The following is a 24,731-nucleotide window of genomic DNA, read 5'->3' as shown; positions in this document are numbered from 1 at the left end:
TGATGGCAGGGGTTGATATGCATCAGGTGCACCTTATGTGCACCTGATTTTTTTATGCAGTCTTAAGCTTGCTCGTAGGGCTCAACAAACACCCCTTCCGCATGGTCGCTTTCATTAAAGAACCAAATCCCCAGCGGATAATCCTCCAGCGCCACCAGGTACATGGTCCCTTCATTAAAACCTTCAACTGCCAGTACCGTACCCACGCGACGTGGGCCGCCATCGGTTTTTACCGTTACGCGGTCATTCACCTGCATTGATTACTCTCCAGATATTGTCCTGAATACAGTGTAACGGAAGAAAATGGCGGCTGCCTGATCCGGATCAGCGTCGGGCGATGACCCACACTGCATGCACAATGCCCGGGATATAACCGCACAACGTGAGCAGGATATTCAGCCAGAAGGCACCGCCAAAGCCCACCTGCAGAAATACACCCAGCGGTGGCAGTAAAATCGCAATCACAATTCGAATAAAATCCATACTAACTCCCTGATATCACTTCTTTATCGTCAAGCTTTAAGCATAGCCGCTGATTCGATTGATGAGATGACAGACGGGTAAAGTTCTGTCAAACCGCGGCTTTTCACTTTCTTAACAGTACGCAGAGAGACTTCTGACGCGGGTAGCCCGTACACTTCTTCGTACTGCACCAACCCCAAAGGCGCAGTCAACCTAAAAGTAACAAGGATTTTTGCCCGCGCAGCGCGGGCTTTTTTTTTGCCTGAAATCTGCCCTTTCCTGCCCATTCTTCCCGTTGTCTATACTGATATAGAATCTCATCGCCTCTGGGAGGCCGACCATGACAACCGCAAAAGAGTACAGTGACAACGTGCAGCGCGAAGTGAACATTGACGTTGAAGCATTGCTGGAAGCGATTCAGAAGAAAACCTCAGGCGAGGTTAAAGAGTTCATGGAAGCGGAACACGCTCACCGGGTGAAAGTGAATGGTGAAGCCTATGACTCTTATATCGAGCTGGCTGAAGCATTTGAACTCGATATCCGTGACTTCTCGATCACTGAAGTTAACCGTTGAAATCGATTTCAAAAAAATACCCGGCGGGATGGCCGGGTAAAATAAATCAGTGAATTCGTTACACCAGGAAATTCTTAACACCTGAGTCAGACTACGCTTTAGTCAACACAAGACAAGTCCCAATCTTGCATGTAAAACGAACAAAAAAGCATGACCTTCCCCATTTGTTACCGAAAACACCGTGTGCCTACTGTGTTTCTTTTATGCGCAATGTGTGCACGTCCCTAATCGTTACCCTGTGGATTTAAGATTTATCCTGGAAATTGACGCAGCAGACTCGCAAAAAAGTGTGATCTTCATAACGCTATTATACTGATTACTCTCTGCTTTACGGACGCGCCTGGCGTAAGGAGTGTGTAGATGCTCAGACTTAACTCGTCGCTGATGATTGTGACCGATCTCGATGGCTCGCTATTGGATCATCATGACTACAACTGGGATGCCGCCAGTGAATGGTTGCAGCGCCTCAAACAGCAGGCGATTCCCGTGGTGTTCTGTTCCAGTAAAACGGCCGCTGAAATGATCCCCTTACAGAAACGCCTGGGTCTTTCCGGTACCCCTTTCATCGCTGAAAACGGGGCGTTTATCGCTTTTGATGGCGAGCAGATTGCAGCGGAGGAACCGGGTGAACACTATCTTGCGCTGTGCCGCTGGTTGAAAACCCTGCAATCCACTTTCCGCTTCAGCGGTTTTCACGATTTTAGCGATGCGGAAGTGGCCCGCTTCACCGGATTAACCCTGGCCGAAGCCAGCCAGAGCCGACTGCGCAATGCTTCAGAAGTCATACTCTGGCGCGATGATAGTGAAAAGCTGGAGGATTTTCGTATGGCGCTGGCGGAACACAACCTGGCGCTCACCCAGGGGGGACGATTCTGGCATGTGATGCCCGCGGGCTGCGGTAAAGGCATCGCACTGCAGCAGCTGCAGCAGCATCTCGAACAGCGCAGTGGAGAGAAGCGGACCACCCTCGGCCTCGGTGATGGCCCCAATGATGTGCCGATGCTGGAGCAGGTCGATTATGCCGTAGTGATTAAAGGATTCAGTAAAACCCCGGTGATCCTCACGCGCCGCGATCAACAAAATGTCTATCACACCGCGCATGCTGGCCCGCTGGGCTGGCGTGAAGGGCTGGACTATTTTCTCGCGCAACCCGAATAACTCTCTGACCTAAGGATGAGAAAATGAGTGATTTTTACCAAAATGGTGTCATTACTAACTTTCATAATCTCACCCAACGCAGCGTTGAATCGCTGGAAAAAGAGATGGTACGTTTCGCGCGTAAACGCAAAATGGGGCTAATCCTGCCTTCCCTGTTCTCAGAACTGGAAGGTCCGGCGCTGGATAACATCGTCAATGAGCTGGCCAAAGTGCCTTATCTGGATGAGATCGTCATCGGTCTCGATCGTGCTGACCGCGACCAGTTTCTGTTTGCTCGTGAGTTCTTTTCTCGTTTGCCACAACGCCATCGCATCCTGTGGAATGATGGACCGCGATTGAAAGCGCTGGATGCTGAACTGGATAAAGAAGGGTTGTCGCCTAGCCAGCCGGGTAAAGGACGCAACGTGTGGTTCTGCACCGGGTATACGCTGGCCTCGGATCGCACCCAGTGCGTGGCGCTGCATGACTGCGATATCCTCACCTATGAGCGCAGCATGCTGGCGCGCTTGCTCTATCCGCTTGCCAATCCAGCTTTCCAGTATGAGTTCTGCAAAGGGTTCTACGCGCGCGTTGCGGACGGCAAGCTTAATGGTCGCGTAGGCCGCTTGCTGGTCGGCCCGCTGCTGCGTTCGCTACAAAAAGTGTATGGCCATTCTGAATATCTGGATTACCTCACCAGCTTCCGCTATCCGCTGTCTGGCGAATTCGCCATGCGCACCCATGTGCTGAACGGCATCAAAATTCCCGGCGACTGGGGGCTGGAAATCGGCGTGCTGTCGGAGATTTATCGCAACTACACCACGCGACAAACCTGTCAGGTGGAAATTGCCGATAACTACGATCATAAACATCAACCATTGGCAGAAGAAGATGGCACCGGCGGCCTGAAACGCATGAGCAATGATATTGTCCAGTCGCTGCTGCGCAAGCTGGCGACCATGGGCGTGCCACTCACCAGTGACTCATTCCGCGTGCTGAAAGCCACTTATTATCGCAATGCGCTGGATATGATGGAGATCTACAATCACGAAGCGACAATGAATGGCCTGAAGTTTGATCAGCATATTGAGGAAGCGGCGGTCGAGATGTTCACGCAGGCGATACTTGATGCCGGGCAATCCTTTATTGAGCGGCCCAATGAGAAACCTTTCATTCCCAGCTGGAGCCGCGTGCAATCGGCGTTTCCGGATATCCTGCAGCGCATATATCAGGCGGTGGAGGAGGATAACGAAGGCAAGGTTTAATCTTCTGCCACCACGCGGTTGCGGCCGCCGGTTTTCGCCAGATACAGGCGGCGATCGGCGGTGGCTTGCAGGCTTTCGGCATGATAATCGCCCTGCTCTTCGCTGCCGGTCACGCCTGCCGACAGCGTGACGCTGAACGTGGTACTGGCATTCACCAGAATCGTTTTTGCCGCTAAACGCGCACGGATGCGTTCCGCAATTGCACTGGCATCCGCCAACGTAGTTTCCGGCAGTACAATACAAAACTCCTCTCCGCCGATACGGCCCGCCACATCATACTTACGCAGCGTATGGCTAATCACGCCCGCCACCCGAATCAATGCCTGATCGCCTGCCGCATGTCCCCAGGTATCGTTCACTTTCTTAAAGTGATCGACATCCAACTGAATCACCGCGAGGGGCGTTTGCTGCTGCTGGCTGCGGGCAGAGATCGCCACAAACTGTTCAAAGAACGCATTGCGATTGAGCAACCGCGTCATACCGTCGTAATTGGCACGCCAGGTGAGTTTGGCGGAGAGATCGTCCATACGGCGCACCAGACGAATAATGACCTGATGCACGACCAGCAGTAGCAGTACAAACAGCAACCACATGCCGAGCAAGAACAGCGATACGCGGCCAAGTTCCTGTGACATCCCCTGCCTCAGGCTCTGAATATTTACGATATACGCGTCCACATTCTTTAATTTGCTCCAGCTGGCAAACTGGGTGCCAAGGCGCATCACACCTCCAGGCAGTTGCCGGATTTGGCTCTCCAGACGCTCCTGCTGTTCTGGCGTCAAGGGCTCATCGTTGGGTGCATGCAAGCGAGTGATTTCATTTAACGAGCGGTCCACCATGAGCAACTTGCCTTGTAGCAAGCTGTGTCGTGCTTCGGCCATCAGCCCATGTATCCGCGCCTGGGTGAAATCCATCGACAGTACACCGTACCAGTAACCATGACTGACGATCGGCGTGCTCACTGTCATCATTAACCCTTCGTTAAATTCACCCTGATAGGCTTCACTCCAGCGCAATCGACCGCGCTGCGGATTATCCGGTGCCTGATCGCGAAAATAGGGGCGCTCCGTCATGGTGGTATAGCTTTCTATCAGCTCTTGCGGACTTTGCGGAGGCCTTGAACTGATAAAAAAACCGGCGCGCGAGATATACCAAAAGCGTGAGTGAAAATCCTGTCCTGGGTCGCTGAACTGCATGATAAAGCTGAATTCCATGGCGGCGCGCAATTCCGCATTGATGTGATCGCTGTTGCGCAGCAGCAGGGGATCGCGCATTAACCAACTGTCACTCACGCCATTCAACGGCATACTGCGCAGGCTGGCCAACTTTAACTGCCAGGTCGTTTGCTGGCGCAATTGTTGAAAGCGGGTAATGGCTTCGCGCGTTTGACTCGAATCCAGCGGATGCATCAACGCATAGTTGAGCATTCTCTCGTAATACGTCAATTCATCGATGCTTTCCTGAAACCGGCTATCGAGGTTTTTCTGGATTTCAGCCAGTTGTGCGCGCTGACGCTCCTCATAGTTATTTTTTAGCTCAATCGCTTCATGCACAGTAAGAAATGCAGAGAACAAAAAGACCGCCAGAAAGCAGAGATGCACCGGCAAAAAAGGATTACCTGTGCGTGGCGTCAAAGGCGAAGTGGGCATGGGCAACAGTTATTCAATAAAGGGCGGATGCGAAAAGTGTAGTCAGCAGGAGAAAAGTCGTACAGGCAGGGATCAAAGGAAAATCAGATAGGTAAAAACGCAACGGGACGGATTGACCGTCCCGCACACGCTTAGCTGGCCAGCTGTCGCGCTCCGGATAAGTGACTCAGTTCGTCACTACGGAACGCCTCGCGTCGCACGCTGTAGCCATCATACCAACGACACTCTACCATTCCGCTGGCATAGCCGGTCACCACCATCGTGGGTCCGCCCTCTTTGTGCTGAACTTCATCACTGATCGCAAAGGTCATACCGCGCCCTCCCTTTTTCCGTTGAATGAACGGATAAAGTTATAGCAGCTGCACCCCATTTACGCCTATAGGATAATGTTATTACTGTGACGAAATCGGAATAAGCAGTGTAAAATGTTGTTTATAAAAAAAGCCGATAAAAATTATTATCGGCTTTGAAACACTTTCCCGGGTGGGAAATCAGATTTTGCAACCTTCGCAGTCCGCTTCGTCGCTGATATCAGCCGGGACTTCATTGGCTTTTTCAGCCGCTTTCGCTTCAGCCTGTTCCAGCTGCGCATCGATATCAAATTCAAACATATCGTCGTTCATCATCGTTCTCCTGACCCGTGATTGATAAATTCCTGCGCTTTATACCGATTTACCGCGTACTTTCGCAACCAGATTTACCGCCAACAGCACGATCGACCCAATGATAAAGCCGAGTACCAGATTGGCACCGTTGCTCAGTAAGGCGGAGATAACGCCATGGAAGCCGCTGCTGTACTCCTCAATCGCGTGATGCAACGGCGCGATACCGTGCACAATAATGCCGCCACCGACCAGGAACATTGCCACCGTGCCCACCACCGTTAACACCTTCATCAACCAGGGGGCCAGCGCCAATAGCGCACCGCCAGTCGCCTGAGCCAGCGTGGAGGACTTTTCCCGCAGCCAGTATCCGAGGTCGTCGATTTTCACGATCATCGCCACGATGCCGTAAACACCAATCGTCACCAGAATCGCAATCCCCGCCAGAATCAGCACCTGATTCAACAGCGGCGCTTCAGAGACAATCCCTAAAGTGATTGCCACAATTTCCGCAGAAAGAATGAAATCTGTGCGTACAGCACCTTTCACTTTATCTTTTTCGAACTGGCGCGGATCCTGCTGCGCCAGCTTATCCAGACGCTGTTGACGTGCCTCCGGACTGCTTTCAGCCTTATCGTGATTCAGGCTATGCAGCACCTTTTCCACGCCTTCATAGCAAAGGTAAGCGCCGCCCAGCATCAACAGCGGTGTGATTAGCCAGGGCGCAAACGCCGAGATAATCAGCGCCAGCGGCACCAGAATTAACTTATTAAGAAATGAGCCTTTTGCGACGCTCCAGACCACGGGTAATTCACGGTTGGCTTTTACGCCGGTGACCTGCTGCGCATTGAGTGAGAGATCATCACCTAATACGCCAGCGGTCTTCTTTGCCGCGACTTTGCCCATCACTGAAATATCATCAAGCAGCGTCGCAATGTCATCCAGAAGCGTGAGTAAACTGGTTCCTGCCAAAATAGTTATCCTTATTCCGGTTCGTGATCCTGACAACAGGGGCATCGCTCAACCGCCGTCACTGACATATCAGCGATGCCCGCACAGTCCCATTCGACGCGAAGTGTTTGCCCGGCAAGATCGCCAGCGTGCACATATTTGCTGACCGGACTTTCCGTCATTCCGCTGATCTCCTCGGTGGCCACCAGTTGCTCGCCTAAATAAATGCGTGCCGTTGCATGAGTGTTCACCATCCGCTCATCACGGAGTTGATACAGGCGCTTGACCGTCAGTTTGATGCTGCTCATGGCTCGATTCCGCGTCCCAGAGAAAGAGAAGATCTAAACCGTTATGGCGGCTAAAAGCAACAATCGCACGCTATTCAACACGATAATGATGCAAGCCTTGATGATCGATTTCGCCACTGTGCATGGCGGCCAGCAGCCACTCTTCCAGTCGTTCAATCAACGCCTCATCTTCCAGGCGCAATTTTCCGCGCAGCGCGCACTCCCAGACAATCAGTACTTTCCAGCCGCTTTGTTGTAACTGCCCGATATAACGGCGGTCGCGTTCAACGTTGCTGTTAATTTTGCCGTTCCAGAACTCAGTGCGCGTGGCGGGCATCTTGAATAAATAGCAGTGATGACGATGCCAGAAGCAGCCATGGACAAAGATAATCGCCCGCTCGTGTGGCAAAACAAAGTCTGGCCGACCCGGCAACGCTTTATCTTGTACACGATAGTTAAAGCCACGATCTTTCAAAATCAACGCGATACGCTGCTCAATCGCTGTGTCATGATTGCGAATGGCACGCATATTTTTGCTGCGAATAGCTTGCGAATGGACGTCGACCATGGCGTCTCCTTTTTATTGGGGCTTCTACAACTTTAGCGGTTTGGCGTGAAAGCGAAAGGCACGCGCAACAAGTGTGTGAAGACGCGAGGAGTGATAGCATAGCGGCTTCACTGTTAAGGAAAAACGCATGCTTGCTATCGATCCCGCCGCGACGGTTTCACCCTCCTCATTTTCTTCCCCTTCGGATGACGCCACATCGCTGTTAATGCAGGTCCTCGATATCTATGCCGCACGCGATGTGGTGCAAACCTTAACCGAGGCGGGCGGATGCGACTGGAGCGTGCCGCGTCTAAATCGCATTCGTCAGGGTAAAAGCGCCGTTCCTGCCCTTTCCAGCGATGAAGTCAGCAGCCTGCAAGCGTTGTTGCCTTCGCGCCCTGCGCATTACGCTGCGCCTAAATTTCAATTTGTCGATCTGTTTGCTGGCATCGGCGGGATTCGTCGTGGTTTCGAGCAAATTGGCGGCCAGTGCGTGTTCACCAGTGAATGGAATAAAGAAGCGGTCCGTACTTATAAAGCCAATCACTATAGCGATCCGCAACGGCATCAGTTCAATAGCGATATTCGTTTGGTGACGCAGCCCGCAGGACTCACTGACGAACAGGCGATTTATCAGCACATCGACCAAACCATCCCCGATCATCAGGTGCTGCTGGCGGGTTTTCCCTGCCAGCCGTTTTCACTGGCCGGTGTCAGTAAAAAAAATGCGTTAGGTCGTGCGCACGGTTTTGAGTGTGAAGCGCAGGGCACGTTGTTTTTCGATGTTGCCCGCATTCTGGCTGCCAAAAAACCGCCGTTCTTCGTGCTGGAAAACGTGAAAAACCTTAAGAGTCATGACAAAGGACGCACCTTCGCCATCATTATGGCGACGCTGGATGAACTTGGCTACGACGTTGCCGATGCGGCCGACAGCGCAACACCCGATGCGAAAGTGGTGGATGCGCGCCATTTCCTGCCGCAGCATCGCGAACGCATTGTGCTGGTCGGCATTCGCCGCGACACCGGATTGAGCGACGGTTTTTCACTGCGCGCGCTTTCTCAACTCTATCCGCAGCAGGTGCCCACGCTGCAAAGCTTGCTGGAGCCGACGCCAGATGCGAAATACATCCTGTCGCCGACACTGTGGAACTATCTCTATCAATACGCCAAAAAGCACAAGGCTAAAGGTAATGGCTTCGGCTTTGGCCTTAACGATCCCCGTAATCCCAACGTGTGTGTTCGCACCCTGTCCGCGCGCTACTATAAAGACGGTTCTGAAATCCTGATTGATCGCGGCTGGGATCAAGCGCAAGGTGAAGCGGATTTCCAGCACGCCAGCAATATGGCTCTGCGTCCGCGTCGGTTAACACCGCGCGAATGCGCCCGACTGATGGGATTTGAGGCACCGGGACAAAGCCAGTTCCGTATTCCGGTCTCGGATACCCAGGCATATAAGCAGTTTGGCAACTCCGTGGTGGTCCCGGTTTTTGCTGCTGTGGCACAGTTACTTTCGCCGCTTATCGAACAACATCTTAGCCAAAACACTTAGCGCCACAGGTCCACAATTTCCTTTAGGGACGCGTATTATGCTGTTTTGCGCTGAAACGCGTCTATTGTCACCAAACTGTCACGCCCACTCTCAATACTCCTTTTTATTTTTGGGGGCGTTAGATGTCACTCCTTTCTGTAATCTCGTTACCGCTGCGTTTACGTACACGTCTTACCTGGCGCTTGCCGCTTTGGCTCACCAGTCTTCGTAACCAGTTTTTGCTGTTTATCGTGCTGTTCTGTCTCCTGCAGTTCGCGGGCGTACTGCTGCTCAGCAATCACGTTAATCAGACGCAAACGTCACTCCAGCAAGCCAACCAACTGCGGGAAAGATTGGCCCTGCTGGATAAAGCACGTATCGAATTGCTCACCGCCAGTGATAACAGCCACCGTGCTGGTATCTATTTAATGCAGGATCAGCAAAGTGGCTCAGTCGATAGCTGGAAAAGTCTGGCGGCCGCTTCTGATGATTCGTTAAAAAAAGCGCAGGCACTGTTCGCCGCCTACCATGCTAAAGCACACAGTCCGCTGGCTCAGGGCTTTGCGATGTTAGCGGAGGGTTTGCAAGAGCAGTTGAAAGGGTTAGCGGCCAATGACATCAATGCCTTCTTTATGGTGCCGATGCAGGCATTCCAGCAGCAGTTTAACGATGCCTGGTTCAGCGAGATTGAACAAGCCAACCATCAGTTGAGCAGCGTCAATCAAAATACCCTCAGTACGCTAAAGCAGAGTCGCAACATGTCGCTGATCGTCAGTGCCATTTTGATGGCGCTGCTGGTGCTGGCCTCCAGTCTGTTGATGCGCGGCGTGCTGTTGCCGCTGCGTCGTGCCAACCGGCAGCTGGAGCAGATTGCCACCGGTGATTTAGTCCCGAGTCATGATACGCCACGCCGCCAGTGCTTAGAGACGCGCCAGCTGTTTCAGTCGATCGAATCAATGCGTTTCGGTCTGCAGCAGATTGTCAGCGACATTAATACCGTTGCTGTGAGCGTGGCGGCGGGTGCAGAAGATATGCAGCAGCATAATGAAAAGGTGATGCAGCAACACCAGGCGCAGAATGCCAGCTTCCACCATCTGTCACAGCGTTTACATCGCGTGTCTGAAGAAGTCGAAATTGGTGCGCAGTTCTCGCAGCAGGCCACGCAGGAGGCGCAATCAGCCGATGCTCTGATGCGCAACTGCGCCACGGAAGTCGACAATATGGAACTCAAAATGCAGCAGATCGTTACAGCTTCGGGTGATATCGCCGGAATTGTGGGCATGCTGGATAGCCTGTCGATGCAAACCCGTTTGCTGTCGTTGAATGCCGCGATTGAATCCGCCCACGCCGGATCGTACGGTCGCAGTTTCTCCGTTGTCGCCAAAGAGATGGGGCTGCTCTCGCAAAAGAGTGGTGAATCAACGCGTCAGATTGATGGTTTAATTCAGCACACTCAGCAGCATGTGAATGATGGTTTTGACAAAGTGAAAGCGCTGGAAGTGTTGTTTACACAAATCAGCGGTGCGGTTTCGGGGGTCGTAACGCAGCTCGATGAGTTGCAGCAAAATAGCACTGCGCAAAGTCACCGCGTCAGTAAAATTGCGCACGAAGTGGTGGAGATGAGTAATCAGCTACAGCAAAACGAAGCGCTCAACGCCCATCAGGTCAATTCGGCTACGCAACTGCGTGAACTCTCTGATCGCCTCGCCCAGCGGGCACAGCAATTCCGCGTTGATGCCGCTTGAGTACAAAGATAAAAAAACCCGTCAAGTTGACGGGTTTTTAAATGTCGCTTATTTCTTCTTTTTGCTTTTCTTCAGCAGCATACGCACCTGCTTCAGTTCAGACGCAGTGAGCTGCTCGGTCACCGCTTCTTCCGTATTCAGACTATCAACCGCCGGTTGCTCAACAGCATGTAAACTGGCCTGCAGGCGGTTAACGATCTCCTGACTCATGGAGATTTGGTTATCGGCGGCTAACTGTTTGATGTGCTCTTTCAGGGCCGGGTCAATTTTAATGGTTAAGTTAACGGTCTCGGTCATCTTCACACTCCCTCTTGATTTACAACAACGTAGCGGAAGAAGATGAAAGTTAACAGACTGTCATAAAAATTTAATATTACGAGTGTATGGGGCTGAAATCCCTTAATACGGATTCATCAATACTGGTCAGGTTGCCCTGTAATTCCGCGCACAGCTTGCCCATATAGTGCACCAGGAAATCGGCATTATGCTCTGCCAACATGCGCCCCGCTTCGGTTTGCATGGTTTCTGGCAAGCGTAAAAGTTTTTTCTGGAAGTGGTCCAGCGTCCATTTCACATCGTCTAATTCACGTTCTTTTCCTAATGGATCTTCGCTATCAAACAGCGGACGGCCCAGCGCTCCGGCCGTATAGAAAACACGTGCGAGGCCGATAGCACCTAAAGACTCGAGGCGATCGGCATCCTGAACAATTTTTGCTTCCAGCGTCAGTGGCGTGATACGTGCGCTAAAGCTGTGCGCCTGAACGGCATGGGCGACGCCATCCAGCAGTTCCGGTGGGAAGTCGGGAAAATCCTGCTGCAGAATTCGACGTGTCTCTTCAGCGGCATAGGTGGAGGCCAGATGGCGCTCTGGGTGGTTTTTTGGCAGGTTAACCACGTCATGGAAGTAACAGGCGGTGAGGACCACCATCGGGTCGGCTGCACTGTGCTGCATGATGCGCGTGGCGCTTATCCAGACACGGCGCAGGTGCGCGATATCATGGGCTTTATCGTCGTGCAGCCAGTTCTGCTGCAGCCAGTTCTCGTAGCGTTGTTGCCAGCGGGTGAGTGACATCGTGCTTCTCCTTATTGCTGTTATAAAAGCACCGCCAATTCAGGGTGCTGCTCCTGGGGACATCATAGCGGCCTGATCGTGACACTTTTTTTACATCCCTCCTGGATGTGCAAAGCGTAAAAATGCGATCCCGATCTTGTTATAACGCTGTTAATGCCGATTTCCCAGCGGAGATCACGTTTTAGGCATTTCCTTAGCGTCATTTAAGTTAAATAACTCTGTTAAACAGGCGTAATCTATTTCATCCATCAACAATATTCACGCTTTTGAATTATTCCAGTTAAACATGCTTAATAACTCAGGGTAAAAGCGATAAACGCCCATGGATAAATCTGAAAAGTTTCCCATCCAGGCCGTTATAACGTACTGTATAGGGAATATTTCTGGCTCTCTCTCACCTGCAAAGGTACTTACAGCATGGATTTTGCTTAAGAGCCATTTTTAAAACCGGAATACGCAGTAATTGCCTGATAGTAAGGCGACAAATTATTAAGCAAATTGATTCAAACCCATTATGCTAATTCTCTCATCTGCGGTTGCAGGTGATTGTCGGAGTTCTCCGGGTGAGTAAAACTACATGAGGTACGTAATGAAAGAACGGCCGATTCTTTTTTCCGAACAGCGGGTCCGCGCCCTGTTGGTTGGCCAGCAAACGCAAACCCGGCGCATCATGAAAACTCAGGCCTTTGGTCCGGGTCAGGATCATCACGAAGGCGTCCATGCGTTTGACGTTAGCGCCAACCATCTGCATGGCTATAAATTGATGTCGATGGCAGATGTCAGCTCTCACTGTCCCTTTGGACAGGCGGGCGATCGATTGTGGGTGCGTGAAACCTGGCGCGGCCCCATCGTACCGGAAGAGCAACTCGCCGAATATGAACGCGATCCTCTGCCGTTCCGTAGCCCTGCGTTCTGTCAATATCGTTCTGACAGCAATGAACTGGGTCAACTGGATGAGGATGTAGAGCATGCCGAGCAGTTTGGCTGGCAAACAGCTATTCATATGCCGCGTTGGGCCAGCCGTATTGATTTGGCCATTACCTCGGTACGCGCTGAAAAAATTCAGGACATTAGCGAAGATGACATTATGGCTGAGGGCGTGCAGACCGATACGCACTTCCTGAATAACTTCTTCACGATGAACATGAACGCTGAATCCCCGAAAGAAGCCTATCGTAAAGCGTGGCAAAAGCAGTATGGCGCCACCAGCTGGGAAGTGAACCCGTGGGTTTGGGTGATCGAATTCCAGCGCGTTGAACGCGAGAGTTAACTGTCTTCCGCCCTCTCCCGCTCGGGCGAGGGTGATTTTCCTGCTTTGCCATCTTAATCACAGAAAAACCCTGTAGTAACTGATTGAATACACGGCTTTGATTCCGCGCTGGTATTTTTCATCTTGCCGCGTCAGGATAACCCTTTCAGCCCTGCAGAGTGAGTCGCGCGATGTTCAAATGGCCATGGAATGCGCAGGTAGATGCCACCGTCACAGCGCTTCCCTGGCAACAGGCAATGGCGCAACCGATCTTTTCGCTGCTCACACCTGATGAGCAAAGTGCCCTGACCGCGCTTGCCCAACGCTTCCTACACCAAAAGAAAATCTCGCTGCTGAATGGATTGCCACTCGACGAACGACAATTGGCTCGTCTTGCCTTGCTGTTTTGCCTGCCCGTGCTGAAACTGGGTCTGGAGTGGCTGGATGGCTTTCATGAAGTGTTAATTTATCCCGAACCGTTCAATGTCGATGACCGTTGGGAAGACAGCAGCGGCTTAGTCCACCAGGCGCCAGCGGTGCATGCCGGTCAAAGCTGGACACAAGGCCCGGTAGTCTTAAACGCGTTGGATATACAGGATTCTTTCGATCTTTCCGGCTACAACCTCGTCATCCATGAAATTGCGCATAAACTCGATGCACGCGGCAGTGGCTACACCAGCGGTATTCCCGTCATTCCCTTACGAGATGTCGCCCAATGGGAGAAAGACCTGCTACAGGCGATGGAAGAGATCGAAGCAGAGGTTGAATTGGTCGGCGAACAGGCGGCAACCATCGATCCCTACGCCGCCAGCGATCCCGCCGAATGCTTTGCCGTGCTGTCGGAGTACTTTTTCAGCGCACCAGATTTACTGGCGGATCGCTTCCCTGCGATGTATCGCCACTTACAGCAGTTTTATCGCCAGGACCCGATGGCGCGTCTTGCAGCAGGTTCTGCTTAAATCTCGAACGCTTTGTACTATTGCTAGCCAGTTGAATACAAATGTATTTTTAGCTGTTGACACATTAATGAGGTGCCATTAATATGCGCCTCGTTCAAACGATTCCTCTGTAGTTCAGTCGGTAGAACGGCGGACTGTTAATCCGTATGTCACTGGTTCGAGTCCAGTCAGAGGAGCCATATTTAGAGAAACCCGCTCAGGGAAACCTGAGCGGGTTTTTTGCTTTTCATCACGTTGCGTTCCCTCGTCTCTAAAAAACTGGCATCGACATCCTGTGCCAGATTCTGATCGCAAAAGGGTCATTTTTGAATCTTTCATACCCTTTTATGTATTTTTGACGCCCACGTTCCCAATGAAAACACGCCAAAGGTTCAAAAATGAACCTTTGAGCCATCAGGTTGTGTACGAGCACTCGGCAACTGCCCTCATTCGCTACACTTCCGTCCAACCGCGCAGCAGGTTGTGATACATGTTCAGCAGAGACAGCAGCTCCTCGCTATCGCCATGACGCGCTTTGAGGCTTTGGATATTACGATCCAGTTCAAACAGCATGGCGCGTTGTTTATCATCACGCACCATCGATTGAATCCACAGAAACGAAGCCACGCGCGCACCGCGCGTCACCGGTGTAACACAGTGCAGACTACTCGAAGGGTAAAGCACCAGATGGCCGGCAGGTAATTTCACTTTGTGCTGACCATAGGTGTCTTCAATCACCAGTTCGCCGCCGTCATAACTGTCAGGTTCACTGAGAAACAGCGTGGCCGAGAGATCGGTTCGCATCCACCCGGCAGCACCATTATGTCTCACCGCGCCATCAACGTGAAAACCGTAGGTCTCACCCTGTTCATAGCGGTTAAACAGCGGTGTAGAAATAGAGCGCGGCAGTGCAGCAGAAAAGAACAGCGGGTTGTTGTTCAAAGCCTGCATCACTGCTGTTTGCAACCGATCATAAAGCGGCGTACGCGTATCAATCTGCTGATTATTTTTTACCGTTGCGCCCTGGCTGCCCACCGTGGCGCGTCCGTCAATCCATTCGGCCTGTTGCAGCAGCGAACTGAAATTTGCCACCTCTTCAGGCGTCAGCACTGCAGGAATGTGATACATCATCGCGGTGTTCTCTCATAAATAGGGGCGCGAACGCCCCACGTTGACTCTTAGAAATGTACGTTTGCCGTTAACAAGAAGGTACGTGGCTCACCCGGATGGTAGCGGTATCCACTCTTATTGATGGAAGCCACATAGTGGGTATCGAAAATATTGTACGCGTTGAGCTGCAGATCGAAGTTGTTATTAACCTTGTAGCCCAGCTTCGCATCTGCCACCCAATAACCTTCAGTATGGTCTGGCGTGCCTACCGCGCCATCGCTGCCGCGACGCAGACTGCCCACGTAACGCGCCCCCGCACCAACAGAAATCGCATCAGTGGCCTGATATTGCGTCCACAAGGTGAAGGCGTGTTTCGGTGTATAAGCGATAGCAGATGAACCATCCTGAGCGACGGCTGCGCCCTCTTTCACCGAAGCGTGCTGCTGGGTGTAACCGGCAATCACTTCCCAGTCTGGGGTGATGTTGCCAGTAGCTGAAAGCTCATAGCCCTCAACGCGTTTTTTACCGGTCTGTGAGTAAGTGCCGTCGTCATTCGCGGTGACTTCGTTTTCGATATCGGTGCGGAACAGCGCAGCATTCAGTAGCAGACGTTTATCCAGAATCTGCCATTTGGTTCCCACTTCGCTTGATTTAGCTTTCTGAGGCTGGAAATCAGTACGGTTTGCACTGTTACCGGTGCCACCTGCCGCCAGCGCAAAACTGCTTCCACCCGGAGGCTGCTGAGAAATCGCATAGTTGACATAAACATTGCCCTGCTCGGTCAAACGATAGAGCGCACCCGCTTTCCAGTTCACCAGATTACCAGACTTGGCGGTATCAACGGTGGTGATAGGCGTGCCACGTGCGATGCCCGTTGGACACGCCAGCGCACCGCGCCCGCTGCCGCCACACGCCGTAGCACTGTCATAATCAGTGTGATAGCTATCAAGACGAATGCCGCCGTTCAGCTCGAAGTTTTTGGTCATAGCCAGCGTATCGAAGGCATAAATTCCGGTGGTATCGGTCTGCCCGTTGGCATTGGCGCCGTTGCGATCCAGCCCACCCACGGAAATGCTGCTGATCGGATGGTAGATATTAACCGCAGGCGCAGTAATGGCGTTGACGCCGTAGTTGGTCTGGTTTTCACGCGTGAACTCCACGCCAGCACTGACATCGTGCCCCACTGAACCGGTATAGAATTTCGAGGTAATATTGGTCTGGTTAGTAAGGATGCGGTTACTGACATCTTTCAGGTTTGCGTTGCGCGTCCAGGTCCAGGTGCCAACATCATTAGGATTTGGCGTGGTAATGGTGCTGCCCATTACCGCGGTCAGCAGATACTCCTGCTTCACTCGCGACCAGCGCGTGGTGTTGCGAATCGTGGTGCTGTCGCTAAGATCGTGCTCGAAGCGAATAGTGCCGCTATCGGTGGTGGATTTGTCGAAATCGGAATCGGTGCCGTAATAATTACTGGTCGCCACTTTACCCGAATGATTAAGTGCAGAGGTAGCGGCAGTCGGTGACGAGTATCCCGGCAGGCCGATGGTCGGAATGCCGCCATCTGGTGTGTTGTTCTGATGCACATGCAGATAGTTCAGATACAAACGCGTTGACGTATCCAGACCGAATGCCAGTGAAGGCGCGACACCATAACGCTCATTTTGCACATTATCGCGTGCGGCATCGTGGGTTTTCTCGCCCATAAGATTGAGGCGAAACGCGCTGTTGTCGTTGAAGGCCTGGTTATAGTCCAGCGTACCGCGGCGCATCCACGCACTACCGACACTGACCGACGCATCCAGGCCCGTATCCAGACGCGGCTGCTTACTGATCATGTTAATTGAACCCGACGGCGCGCTACGACCGTAATCAGTGCCAGACGGCCCTTTAATCACTTCAATCTGCTGAGTATTAAAGGTATCGCGTGTCACGCTACCAATATCACGAATGCCGTCCACGTAAATGCTGTTTGAAGTATCCATGCCACGCATATACACGGCATCACCGGTCGAAGAACTGCCATTTTCCCCGGCGTAGAACGCCCCCACCCCCGGCACATTTTTCAGCGCATCGGTCAGGTTATTGACACCTTGATCTTTGATCACCTGATCAGGAATGACCGTCATGGTGCGGGTGGTATCCACCAGCGGACGGGTAAATTTGGGGTCGGCAGAAGTATTAGACGCATACAGAGAAGGCGTTTGCGCCGTCACCACTAAAGTGTCGTCAGATTTTTTGTTGGCATTATCAGCGGCCAGAGCAGCAGCAGGAGAAATACCAATACATAGCCCGGTGAACAGGGTCAGCGAATTGAAACTGCCAAACGGCAAATTGCGATTGTTATCCATTTTAAAAAGTAAATTTCTTATCGTTATTGACGGGCTTATTGCATCAAGCAAACCAAAACACTCAAGGTGCCATGATCTCCACTGCCTTGAGATGCAACACCTAAACGATAACGCCAATGGTTATCATTTACTTTTTTATTCTTGCATGAAGCGCAACGGCTTGGGAATACATTTCTTTACGGTAGCCTTACATAATTAATACAATCAGTGCCAGCAGGAGGGTTGCGTCAGGGTTTGCTCAAGAAGTCGTCAGGAAGGGCTAATATTCAGGCACAAAAAACCCGCTGGACAGGGCAGCGGGTTTTTAAGCAGCGCGCACAGTTCATTCCAGTAACTGTATCGCATAGCGTGATGCAGGCGTTCATCGCTCATAGTAGCGATACACCGACGGATGGAATTCAATGCCATAAAGTTGGCTGACCGGAATCAGCAAATCAATATGATTGCTGAGATCGAACTCACGCTCTTCAGCGGGTTGTGATGTGGCGTTGATCAGGCGATGGAACCACTGTGACAGCGTCGTTTTCATCGTCAGGTTCTCCAGTAAGGGTTGACCCTGACAGTAAAACCTAACTTGCTTTATAACCAAAACGATAAGATATGCGATTGAATCCCAATTAATGCATATATTGAAGGCCGCCGTCTGCTACGACGGCCAACTCCGTTATGCCCGGCTCTTCGCCAGCATACGACGGTAATTATTGAGCCATTTGCCGCTGGTCAAACGGAACCAGAAGAACACACCGCGTACTGTCCAGTCGAGGAACATGCCCAGCCACACCCCGACCACGCCCATACCGAGCATGATCCCCAGCACGTAGCCGGCAACCACGCGCGCACCCCACATGCTGAACATCGACACATACATGGTGTATCGCGCATCGCGCGCGCCTTTCAAACCAGCAGGCAGCACCCAGGATGCGGTCCAGATCGGCATAAAGGCCGCATTGAGCCAGATGAGGTGTTTGGTGACTTCAATAACTTCAGGGTCGCGGGTGTAGAATTTAGCCAGCGTGCCCGCCAGTGGTACGGTGATCAAGGCCAGTGTGCACAGCCCAATCATCGCCAGCCAGAACACATGTTTAATCTGCCTTTCCGCCTGCATCACCTGATTTTTACCCAGCCGCTTACCGGTAATGATGGTGGAAGCCGAACCGAGGGCGTTGCCCGGAAGGTTAATTAACGTGGCAATGGAGAAGGCGATAAAGTTACCGGCGATTTCATTGGTGCCCATGCCTGCCACAAAGATCTGCGTCAGCAATTTACCGCCGTTAAACAGCACTGACTCAATACTGGCCGGCACCCCGATCCCCAGCACTTCCATCAGGATGTTGCGATCCCAGCGACGGAAATAGCTGGCGATGCTGATTCTTAACGCCGGCGTAATGCCACGATACAGCACATAAATGGCCGCCGCCGCGCCGATATAGCGTGAGATGGTTAATCCTAACCCGGCCCCAACGAAGCCCATCCCTTCCCACCCCATCGCACCATAAATCAGTACGCTACTGATCACGATGTTAAGGATGTTCATGCCGCCATTAATCAGCATCGGAATTTTAGTGTTTCACGCTCCGCGTAGCGAGCCGCTACCGATCAGGGCGATCGCCGCGGCTGGATAGCTCCACGCCGACGTTTGCAGGTAGCTCAGCGCCAGTTCCTTCACCTTGGGTTCCGCGCTGCCCGCGATAACATCGATAATCAGATGTCCCCAGATCTCAATCACGATCACCAGCACGAATGCCAGCACCGTCATCAAGCCCAGCGACTGCCGAGTAGCTGCGCGCGCGCGTTTGCCGTTGCGCTTGGCGAGGCTAAAGGCCACCACCACCGTGGTGCCGAGATCAATCGCCGCAAAGAAGGAGATAATCACCATGTTGAAGCTGTCGGCCAGACCGACGCCCGCCATCGCCTCTTTCCCCAGCCAGCTCACGAGGAAAGTACTCAGGACGCCCATCAGCATCACACAGAGGTTTTCAATAAAGATGGGCACGGCTAATGGGGTAATTTCACGCCACAACAGCGTGCGATAAGAGCGACGTTTCGGATACCACGCCGTATTTCTGACCGCCCGCATCACTGCTACGCCAGGATTTTGCAAGGGAGTACCAAATCACTTTGGAGAGGAAGAAGAGTAATAATGATGATAGGCCACTGAGAAATATGCAAAGTGTTTCCCATCACCATTTAATCATTATTACAAACTTTTTGTCGCCACCACCGCAGGATCCGCTGCACCACCGAGATAAGCGCTGCGCACCTCATCGTTATTTAGGAGTTCTTCCCCACTGCCGCTCAGTTTGATCTCGCCGTTGACCATCACATAACCGCGATCGGCCAGTCGCAGCGCATGACGGGCATTTTGTTCTACCAGGAACAGCGTCATGCCCTGCTGGGTCAATTCACGCAGTATGCTGAAAATTTGCTTCACCACAATCGGCGCCAGACCCAGACTCGGTTCGTCCAGCAGCAGCAGTTTTGGGCGACTCATCAGCGCACGCGCAATCGCCAGCATCTGCTGCTCTCCACCCGAGAGCGTCATGGCACGCTGTTTACGCCGCTCCAGCAGGCGCGGAAACAGTTGGTACATGCGATCTTTATCCTCTTTCACAAAGCGATCGCCCACCGCGATCGTGCCCATCAGCAGGTTCTCTTCCACCGTCATATCGGGAAAGATGCGGCGGCCTTCAGGCGCTTGTGCAATGCCGCTGGCGGCGATGAAATGGGTGCTGCGATGGCTGATCGACTCGCCACGTAAGCGAATGTCACCACTGGCAATGCGCGGCTGGCCAAAAATCGACATTAGCAGCGTAGATTTTCCCGCGCCGTTAGCACCGATCAGCGCCACCGTTTCCCCCTGGTTCACCGTCAGGGAAACCTGCCTGAGCGCCTGAACCGGACCATAAAACACGTCCACCTGTTCAAAACTCAACATCGGTTCAGTCATGGTCGCTCTCCTCATCTGCGCCGAGATAGGCGGCGATAACGTTGGGATCGTGGCGAATTTGCTGCGGCGTCCCCTGTGCAATGACATCGCCATGATCCAGTACCACAATGTGATCGGAGATGCGCATGACCATCGGCATGTCGTGCTCAATCAACAACACGCTGATACGGTGATCAGCGCGTAAGCGATGCAATATCTGACTCAGCGCATCGGTTTCGACCGGGTTTAATCCCGCGGCCGGCTCATCCAGACAAATCAGTTCCGGTCGCGTGCACATGGCACGCGCAATCTCCAGTCGGCGCTGCTGACCATACGAGAGCGTGCCAGCCAGTCGATTGGCGCTGGAGACCAAATCCACATTTTCCAGCCAGTAAAAAGCGCGGTCTAACGCGCGATTTTCCGCTTCGCGATAACCACGGGTATTCAATACGCCGGCCAGCAGTTGACGATTGACCTGCATGTGCTGCGCCACCAGCAGGTTCTCTACCACCGACATCTCGCGGAACAAGCGGATATTCTGGAAAGTACGCGCCAGGCCGGCCCGGTTAACCAGATGTGCGCCGCCAAACATTTTGTACCACACGCGCGAACCCAGCCGCGCCGGATGAAGCCAGTCCTGCGGATGAATTTTTTGCCCCAGCACCTGGATCACATCGGTACTGCGCTGTTGGGCATTAAGTATGATGCGCCCGCCGGTGGCGCGATAAAACCCGGTCAGGCAGTTGAACACCGTGGTTTTTCCCGCCCCGTTAGGGCCGATTAATGAGGTAACCGAACCGCGCGCCACAGAAAGGCTGACATCGTTCAGGGCTTTGATGCCGCCGAAGCGCATCATTAAATGATCAACTTGTAGAATGGCATCACTCATGGCGTACTCCTTTCCGCAGCGGAACACCCGCACGTGCAGTACGAACCAATCCGCGTGGTCGCCAAATCATCATTAACACCATCAGCATGCCAAACAGCAGCACACGATATTCGGCAAAACTACGCAGCAGTTCAGGCGCGACTGTCAGTACAAAAGCGGCAAGCACCACGCCCAGTGTCGAGCCCATCCCCCCCAGAACCACAATCGCCAGGATTAACGCTGATTCGAAGAAAGTAAAGGAAGTTGGATTCACGAACCCCTGATAGCTGGCGAAAAACACCCCGGCAATCCCGGCCGTCGAGGCACCTAACATAAAGGCGGAGAGTTTGACCAGTACATGATTAAGCCCCATGGCGCGGCAGGCAATTTCATCTTCCCGCAATGCCTCCCAGGCGCGGCCAATGGGCATGCGCGTTAACCGATGCTTGATTAACAGCACCAGCAGCACCACGAGTACCAGCACCACATAGATGAAGATGAATTTCATATTGGGGTTGTAATCGAGATGCAGAAACTCGTGATAAGGCACGCCCCCGTCCCGCGCCCGGCGAGCAAATTCGAGGCCGAAAAATGTCGGGGAAGGCACCGATACGCCATTGGGTCCACCGGTAAACGACAACCAGTTGGTTAAGACCAGACGGATGATTTCACCAAAGCCGAGGGTCACAATCGCCAGATAGTCACCATGCATGCGCAACACCGGAAACCCCAGCAGCGCTCCGGCAAAGGCCGCCATTAATGCCGCGATCGGCAACATACTCCAGAATCCCAGGCCGAGGTACTCGTAGCCCAGTGCCAGGCCATAAGCGCCGATGGCATAACATGCGACATAACCCAAATCAAGTAATCCCGCCAACCCCACCACAATATTGAGCCCCAGCCCCAGCAGCACATAAATCAGCCCCAGAATGGTCACGGTTAACAGGTATTTACTCGATAGAAATGGAAAGGCAAATGCGGCAATCAATAACAGCGGCAATATCCAGCGCATCCGCGAGCGATAACCCGGTTCGCGGACATATACGCCATCGTCATTGCCTTCAAACTTGCGTGTAAAGCGTTGTCCATAGGACGTACGGGTGAACAGGCTGAGCATTAAGCGCCCTACCATCACTAATCCCACTAACAGCGCCACACGTTGCGGCGACAGTGTGAAGCTGTAACCCTCCAGCACCACGCCCACAATCGGGCCAAACACCACCAGCGCAATCACTCCCGCCAGCAGTGTGTCGAGCAATGCTTCACGCACGCCCGCTTTTTGCGTCATTGCATTCATCGTGGCTTCCTCACACTTTTGCGACCAGCGGACGACCCAGCAGTCCCTGCGGACGGAAGATTAAAATCACCACCAGCAGCGAAAACGAGAACACATCTTTGTAGTCAGAGTTAACCAGCCCCGCAAACTGCGCTTCCGCTACCCCAAGCAGTAGTCCACCGAGCATGGCTCCGGGTAGAGAACCGATACCGCCCAGTACTGCCGCCGTAAAGGCTTTGATACCGATAATGAATCCGGCATAAAAATCAAACGTGCCGTAATTCATGGTCACCAGCACGCCCGCCAGTCCGGCCATGGCTGCACCGATGACAAACACCAGCGAAATCACGCGGTCAGTATTGATGCCGAGAATCGATGCCATGCGCCGATCCTGCTGAACGGCACGGCAGATGCGGCCAAGTTTGGTGTACTGAATGATCCAGGTGAGCAGCGCCATGCCACAGAAAGCGGCAATCAGAATAAAGACTTTGGTCCAGGTGATTTGCACAATGCCGCCATCCACTTCCATGCGCAGCACACCCGTCAGCAGCGTCGGGATGCCCTGCTGGTTGGGCCCCTGGCTAAGCTGCACGTAGTTTTGCAGAATCAACGACATGCCGATGGCGGAAATCAACGGTGCAAGGCGCGTGGAATTACGCAGGGGTCGATAAGCAATACGCTCGATGACCCAGCCATAAGCCGCCGTGACAATAATAGTGAACAGCAAGGTGCCGAAAATCAGTAATGGAAAGGAGTGAATACCGAAGAAGCTCAGGAGTGCTAAGCCTATTGCGCACAAATAGGCGGAGACCATATACACCTCGCCGTGGGCGAAGTTGATCATGCCGATAATGCCGTAAACCATGGTGTAACCGATGGCGATCAACCCATACACTGCGCCCAGCGTCAGGCCGTTAATCAGCTGCTGTAAGAAAAAGGCGTCCATAAATCCATCCCGCGCGTAAAGGGAGCGCATACCTCGCGCCCAATGGCGAAAGGCCCCGTGATACGGGGCCGCGTATCGAATTACAGTTGGTGATACTTGCCTTTATCATCCCACTGATAAACCACATAATCCGAGACTTTCAAATCGCCTTTGCCATCCCAGGCTTTTTTACCCATCACGGTATCGACGCTGTTGGCTTTTAACCAGTCACTGGCTTTGGCGTTGTCTTTACCCGCCGCTTTGTAAGCCGCCGCAATAGCCTGCACAGAGGCGTAAGCATACAGGGTGTAACCTTCCGGTTCGAAGCCGCTGGCGCGGAACTTCTCAATCACCGCTTTGCCATCCGGAATGGTGCGCGGGTCATTACCGAAGGTCATATAAACCCCTTTGGTGTATTGAGGGCCACCAGCCGCTGTCACCATCTCTTCCGTCACGATGCAGTCTCCGGAGAAGAAGGCGGCATTCACACCCTGCTCACGCATTTGACGCACCAGCGGACCGGCTTCTGGATGACAACCACCGAAATAGACCACGTCGGGTTTCACCGCGCCAATCTTGGTGACCAGCGCATTGAAGTCTTTCTCACCGCGTGAAAGCCCTTCATACAGCACCTCTTTCACGCCACGTTTTTCCAGCGCAGCTTTGGTGGCATCGGCCAGCCCCTGACCGTAAGTGTCTTTGTCATGGATTACCGCCACCTTTTTCGCTTTCAGTTTGTCGATAATGAAGTCCGCCGCAATCGCGCCTTGCTGATCGTCACGGCCACACATGCGGAACATGGTTTTCATGCCGCGCTCGGTGATTTGCGGGTTGGTGGACCCGGGGGTGATCGCCAACACGCCCGCTTCGTCATACACCTCTGACGCGGGCATGGTGGAGGAGGAACAGAAGTGACCCACCACCGCCATCACTTTGTCCTGATCGACGAGTCGGTTTGCTACTGATACTGCTTGTTTGGGTTCGCAGGCATCATCGCCCTGCACCAGCACAATTTTTTCGCCGTTAATACCACCAGCGGCATTGATATCATCGGCAGCCTGACTAGCGCCCTTCCAGTATTGCGCCCCGTAGGTCGCATTTGGACCAGAGAACGGGCCTGCCACACCAATCTTGATATCCGCCTGAGCGTAAAATGCCATGCTCAGACAACCTGCAAGTACCACCTTCACTGGGTGTTTCATGAATTTCAAAGACATGCTTTCAATCCTCAACGGGTCAGGAACGGAGCCATACCACGGCCTGGGAGAAATC

At 52.8% G+C, this 24,731-nt stretch carries 25 protein-coding genes, 1 tRNA gene and 1 pseudogene; 9 read left to right on the top strand and 18 right to left on the bottom strand.

Translation table 11 applies throughout. The features are described 5' to 3' along the window. Window positions 1-62: 62 nt before the first annotated feature. The gene (gene dsrB, locus RT340_RS04210) at window positions 63-257 is read right to left on the bottom strand and encodes a protein DsrB (RefSeq protein WP_160832784.1); all 195 of its coding nucleotides are present in this window, start codon (window positions 255-257) and stop codon (window positions 63-65) included. A gap of 67 nt (window positions 258-324) precedes the next feature. Beyond that, window positions 325-483, bottom strand: coding sequence for a YqaE/Pmp3 family membrane protein (locus tag RT340_RS04205; RefSeq protein ID WP_034824466.1), 159 nt, complete (start codon window positions 481-483; stop codon window positions 325-327). 319 nt (window positions 484-802) lie between these two features. On the opposite strand from RT340_RS04205, the gene yodD reads away from it, so the two are divergent. From yodD to RT340_RS04190, 3 genes are all read left to right on the top strand, one after another. Further along, complete coding sequence (yodD, locus tag RT340_RS04200; RefSeq protein WP_038646324.1) at window positions 803-1,036, top strand: YodD family peroxide/acid resistance protein; 234 nt, start codon at window positions 803-805, stop codon at window positions 1,034-1,036. A 360-nt stretch (window positions 1,037-1,396) separates the two neighbouring features. Then, window positions 1,397-2,194: a mannosyl-3-phosphoglycerate phosphatase-related protein gene (locus RT340_RS04195; protein WP_097116786.1), complete on the top strand. Its 798-nt coding sequence runs from the start codon at window positions 1,397-1,399 to the stop codon at window positions 2,192-2,194. Between the two features lie 23 nt (window positions 2,195-2,217). After that, entirely contained in the window at window positions 2,218-3,438 is a 1,221-nt protein-coding gene (locus RT340_RS04190) for a glycosyl transferase (protein ID WP_313374319.1), read from the top strand. Here the strand turns inward: RT340_RS04190 and dgcQ are convergent. The 4 genes from dgcQ to RT340_RS04170 all read right to left on the bottom strand — a co-directional run bounded on the left by dgcQ (window position 3,435) and on the right by RT340_RS04170 (window position 6,661). Then, window positions 3,435-5,087 carry a cellulose biosynthesis regulator diguanylate cyclase DgcQ gene (gene dgcQ, locus RT340_RS04185; protein ID WP_097116785.1) on the bottom strand — a complete coding sequence of 551 codons (1,653 nt, stop codon included), beginning with the start codon at window positions 5,085-5,087 and terminating at the stop codon, window positions 3,435-3,437. The two genes, RT340_RS04190 and dgcQ, sit on opposite strands and share 4 nt — an antisense overlap. Window positions 5,088-5,218: 131 nt before the next feature. Then, window positions 5,219-5,398, bottom strand: coding sequence for a YodC family protein (locus RT340_RS04180; protein ID WP_034824498.1), 180 nt, complete (start codon window positions 5,396-5,398; stop codon window positions 5,219-5,221). A gap of 180 nt (window positions 5,399-5,578) precedes the next feature. Continuing rightward, window positions 5,579-5,713, bottom strand: a complete 135-nt coding sequence (locus RT340_RS04175; RefSeq protein ID WP_255253243.1) for a hypothetical protein — start codon at window positions 5,711-5,713, stop codon at window positions 5,579-5,581. 36 nt (window positions 5,714-5,749) lie between these two features. After that, complete coding sequence (locus tag RT340_RS04170; protein ID WP_034824501.1) at window positions 5,750-6,661, bottom strand: DUF808 domain-containing protein; 912 nt, start codon at window positions 6,659-6,661, stop codon at window positions 5,750-5,752. A 75-nt stretch (window positions 6,662-6,736) separates the two neighbouring features. Between RT340_RS04170 and RT340_RS22575 the strand changes: the two genes are divergently transcribed. Next, complete coding sequence (locus RT340_RS22575) at window positions 6,737-6,865, top strand: Vmc-like lipoprotein signal peptide domain-containing protein (protein WP_353604531.1); 129 nt, start codon at window positions 6,737-6,739, stop codon at window positions 6,863-6,865. Between the two features lie 153 nt (window positions 6,866-7,018). Here RT340_RS22575 and RT340_RS04160 read toward each other — a convergent pair whose 3' ends face one another. Continuing rightward, on the bottom strand, window positions 7,019-7,495 hold the full coding sequence (locus RT340_RS04160; protein WP_097116783.1) for a very short patch repair endonuclease: 477 nt from the start codon (window positions 7,493-7,495) through the stop codon (window positions 7,019-7,021). Between the two features lie 127 nt (window positions 7,496-7,622). Between RT340_RS04160 and dcm the strand changes: the two genes are divergently transcribed. Together dcm and RT340_RS04150 are read left to right on the top strand one after the other, a co-directional pair. Then, entirely contained in the window at window positions 7,623-9,023 is a 1,401-nt protein-coding gene (gene dcm, locus RT340_RS04155; RefSeq protein ID WP_313374312.1) for a DNA (cytosine-5-)-methyltransferase, read from the top strand. A 122-nt stretch (window positions 9,024-9,145) separates the two neighbouring features. Beyond that, window positions 9,146-10,747, top strand: a complete 1,602-nt coding sequence (locus RT340_RS04150; RefSeq protein ID WP_313374310.1) for a methyl-accepting chemotaxis protein — start codon at window positions 9,146-9,148, stop codon at window positions 10,745-10,747. A gap of 48 nt (window positions 10,748-10,795) precedes the next feature. Here the strand turns inward: RT340_RS04150 and RT340_RS04145 are convergent, their stop codons facing one another. Both RT340_RS04145 and RT340_RS04140 read right to left on the bottom strand, forming a co-directional pair. Then, complete coding sequence (locus tag RT340_RS04145) at window positions 10,796-11,044, bottom strand: hypothetical protein (protein ID WP_211728373.1); 249 nt, start codon at window positions 11,042-11,044, stop codon at window positions 10,796-10,798. 76 nt (window positions 11,045-11,120) lie between these two features. Next, entirely contained in the window at window positions 11,121-11,819 is a 699-nt protein-coding gene (locus RT340_RS04140) for a phosphohydrolase (RefSeq protein ID WP_211728372.1), read from the bottom strand. 589 nt (window positions 11,820-12,408) lie between these two features. On the opposite strand from RT340_RS04140, the gene RT340_RS04135 reads away from it, so the two are divergent. The 3 genes from RT340_RS04135 (at window position 12,409) to RT340_RS04125 (ending at window position 14,206) form a co-directional block, all read left to right on the top strand. Further along, a complete protein-coding gene (locus RT340_RS04135; RefSeq protein ID WP_034824525.1) occupies window positions 12,409-13,089 on the top strand; it encodes a hypothetical protein in 681 nt (226 codons plus the stop codon). Window positions 13,090-13,259: 170 nt separating this feature from the next. Continuing rightward, window positions 13,260-14,027 (top strand): DgsA anti-repressor MtfA, encoded by a 768-nt coding sequence (mtfA, locus tag RT340_RS04130; RefSeq protein WP_283215413.1) that lies wholly within the window; start codon window positions 13,260-13,262, stop codon window positions 14,025-14,027. A 103-nt stretch (window positions 14,028-14,130) separates the two neighbouring features. Then, window positions 14,131-14,206: transfer RNA gene (locus RT340_RS04125), tRNA-Asn, on the top strand. A 253-nt stretch (window positions 14,207-14,459) separates the two neighbouring features. Here the strand turns inward: RT340_RS04125 and ybiX are convergent. From ybiX to RT340_RS04080, 9 genes and pseudogenes are all read right to left on the bottom strand, one after another. Continuing rightward, entirely contained in the window at window positions 14,460-15,137 is a 678-nt protein-coding gene (gene ybiX, locus RT340_RS04120; RefSeq protein WP_097116735.1) for a PKHD-type hydroxylase YbiX, read from the bottom strand. Between the two features lie 47 nt (window positions 15,138-15,184). Continuing rightward, entirely contained in the window at window positions 15,185-17,464 is a 2,280-nt protein-coding gene (locus RT340_RS04115; RefSeq protein WP_313374303.1) for a catecholate siderophore receptor Fiu, read from the bottom strand. Between the two features lie 361 nt (window positions 17,465-17,825). Then, window positions 17,826-17,993 (bottom strand): hypothetical protein, encoded by a 168-nt coding sequence (locus RT340_RS04110; protein ID WP_166932180.1) that lies wholly within the window; start codon window positions 17,991-17,993, stop codon window positions 17,826-17,828. A 135-nt stretch (window positions 17,994-18,128) separates the two neighbouring features. Continuing rightward, a pseudogene (locus RT340_RS04105) lies at window positions 18,129-19,541 on the bottom strand (EmmdR/YeeO family multidrug/toxin efflux MATE transporter). Window positions 19,542-19,661: 120 nt separating this feature from the next. Further along, window positions 19,662-20,411, bottom strand: a complete 750-nt coding sequence (locus RT340_RS04100; RefSeq protein ID WP_097116733.1) for an ABC transporter ATP-binding protein — start codon at window positions 20,409-20,411, stop codon at window positions 19,662-19,664. Next, entirely contained in the window at window positions 20,404-21,279 is an 876-nt protein-coding gene (locus RT340_RS04095; RefSeq protein ID WP_097116732.1) for an ABC transporter ATP-binding protein, read from the bottom strand. Before RT340_RS04095 ends, RT340_RS04100 begins: the two co-directional genes overlap by 8 nt. After that, window positions 21,272-22,555, bottom strand: coding sequence for a high-affinity branched-chain amino acid ABC transporter permease LivM (gene livM / locus RT340_RS04090; RefSeq protein WP_313374294.1), 1,284 nt, complete (start codon window positions 22,553-22,555; stop codon window positions 21,272-21,274). Before livM ends, RT340_RS04095 begins: the two co-directional genes overlap by 8 nt. A gap of 10 nt (window positions 22,556-22,565) precedes the next feature. Continuing rightward, window positions 22,566-23,480: an ABC transporter permease subunit gene (locus RT340_RS04085; RefSeq protein WP_097116730.1), complete on the bottom strand. Its 915-nt coding sequence runs from the start codon at window positions 23,478-23,480 to the stop codon at window positions 22,566-22,568. A gap of 80 nt (window positions 23,481-23,560) precedes the next feature. Then, the gene (locus RT340_RS04080) at window positions 23,561-24,619 is read right to left on the bottom strand and encodes a branched-chain amino acid ABC transporter substrate-binding protein (protein ID WP_160868152.1); all 1,059 of its coding nucleotides are present in this window, start codon (window positions 24,617-24,619) and stop codon (window positions 23,561-23,563) included. Window positions 24,620-24,731: the final 112 nt, after the last annotated feature.

The sequence above is a fragment of the Pantoea sp. CTOTU50773 genome (assembly GCF_032082325.1).
Taxonomy (GTDB): Bacteria; Pseudomonadota; Gammaproteobacteria; order Enterobacterales; family Enterobacteriaceae; genus Pantoea; species Pantoea communis.
This window is presented reverse-complemented; position numbering and strand designations above follow the sequence as displayed.

Coding starts and splice junctions, on each gene's coding strand:
- dsrB (WP_160832784.1), bottom strand. CDS start 257: ATGCAGGTGAATGACCGCGTAACGGTAAAAACCGATGGCGGCCCACGT.
- RT340_RS04205 (WP_034824466.1), bottom strand. CDS start 483: ATGGATTTTATTCGAATTGTGATTGCGATTTTACTGCCACCGCTGGGT.
- yodD (WP_038646324.1), top strand. CDS start 803: ATGACAACCGCAAAAGAGTACAGTGACAACGTGCAGCGCGAAGTGAAC.
- RT340_RS04195 (WP_097116786.1), top strand. CDS start 1,397: ATGCTCAGACTTAACTCGTCGCTGATGATTGTGACCGATCTCGATGGC.
- RT340_RS04190 (WP_313374319.1), top strand. CDS start 2,218: ATGAGTGATTTTTACCAAAATGGTGTCATTACTAACTTTCATAATCTC.
- dgcQ (WP_097116785.1), bottom strand. CDS start 5,087: ATGCCCACTTCGCCTTTGACGCCACGCACAGGTAATCCTTTTTTGCCG.
- RT340_RS04180 (WP_034824498.1), bottom strand. CDS start 5,398: ATGACCTTTGCGATCAGTGATGAAGTTCAGCACAAAGAGGGCGGACCC.
- RT340_RS04175 (WP_255253243.1), bottom strand. CDS start 5,713: ATGATGAACGACGATATGTTTGAATTTGATATCGATGCGCAGCTGGAA.
- RT340_RS22575 (WP_353604531.1), top strand. CDS start 6,737: ATGCCCGCACAGTCCCATTCGACGCGAAGTGTTTGCCCGGCAAGATCG.
- RT340_RS04160 (WP_097116783.1), bottom strand. CDS start 7,495: ATGGTCGACGTCCATTCGCAAGCTATTCGCAGCAAAAATATGCGTGCC.
- dcm (WP_313374312.1), top strand. CDS start 7,623: ATGCTTGCTATCGATCCCGCCGCGACGGTTTCACCCTCCTCATTTTCT.
- RT340_RS04150 (WP_313374310.1), top strand. CDS start 9,146: ATGTCACTCCTTTCTGTAATCTCGTTACCGCTGCGTTTACGTACACGT.
- RT340_RS04145 (WP_211728373.1), bottom strand. CDS start 11,044: ATGACCGAGACCGTTAACTTAACCATTAAAATTGACCCGGCCCTGAAA.
- RT340_RS04140 (WP_211728372.1), bottom strand. CDS start 11,819: ATGTCACTCACCCGCTGGCAACAACGCTACGAGAACTGGCTGCAGCAG.
- RT340_RS04135 (WP_034824525.1), top strand. CDS start 12,409: ATGAAAGAACGGCCGATTCTTTTTTCCGAACAGCGGGTCCGCGCCCTG.
- mtfA (WP_283215413.1), top strand. CDS start 13,260: ATGTTCAAATGGCCATGGAATGCGCAGGTAGATGCCACCGTCACAGCG.
- ybiX (WP_097116735.1), bottom strand. CDS start 15,137: ATGATGTATCACATTCCTGCAGTGCTGACGCCTGAAGAGGTGGCAAAT.
- RT340_RS04115 (WP_313374303.1), bottom strand. CDS start 17,464: ATGGATAACAATCGCAATTTGCCGTTTGGCAGTTTCAATTCGCTGACC.
- RT340_RS04110 (WP_166932180.1), bottom strand. CDS start 17,993: ATGAAAACGACGCTGTCACAGTGGTTCCATCGCCTGATCAACGCCACA.
- RT340_RS04100 (WP_097116733.1), bottom strand. CDS start 20,411: ATGACTGAACCGATGTTGAGTTTTGAACAGGTGGACGTGTTTTATGGT.
- RT340_RS04095 (WP_097116732.1), bottom strand. CDS start 21,279: ATGAGTGATGCCATTCTACAAGTTGATCATTTAATGATGCGCTTCGGC.
- livM (WP_313374294.1), bottom strand. CDS start 22,555: ATGAATGCAATGACGCAAAAAGCGGGCGTGCGTGAAGCATTGCTCGAC.
- RT340_RS04085 (WP_097116730.1), bottom strand. CDS start 23,480: ATGGACGCCTTTTTCTTACAGCAGCTGATTAACGGCCTGACGCTGGGC.
- RT340_RS04080 (WP_160868152.1), bottom strand. CDS start 24,619: ATGGCATTTTACGCTCAGGCGGATATCAAGATTGGTGTGGCAGGCCCG.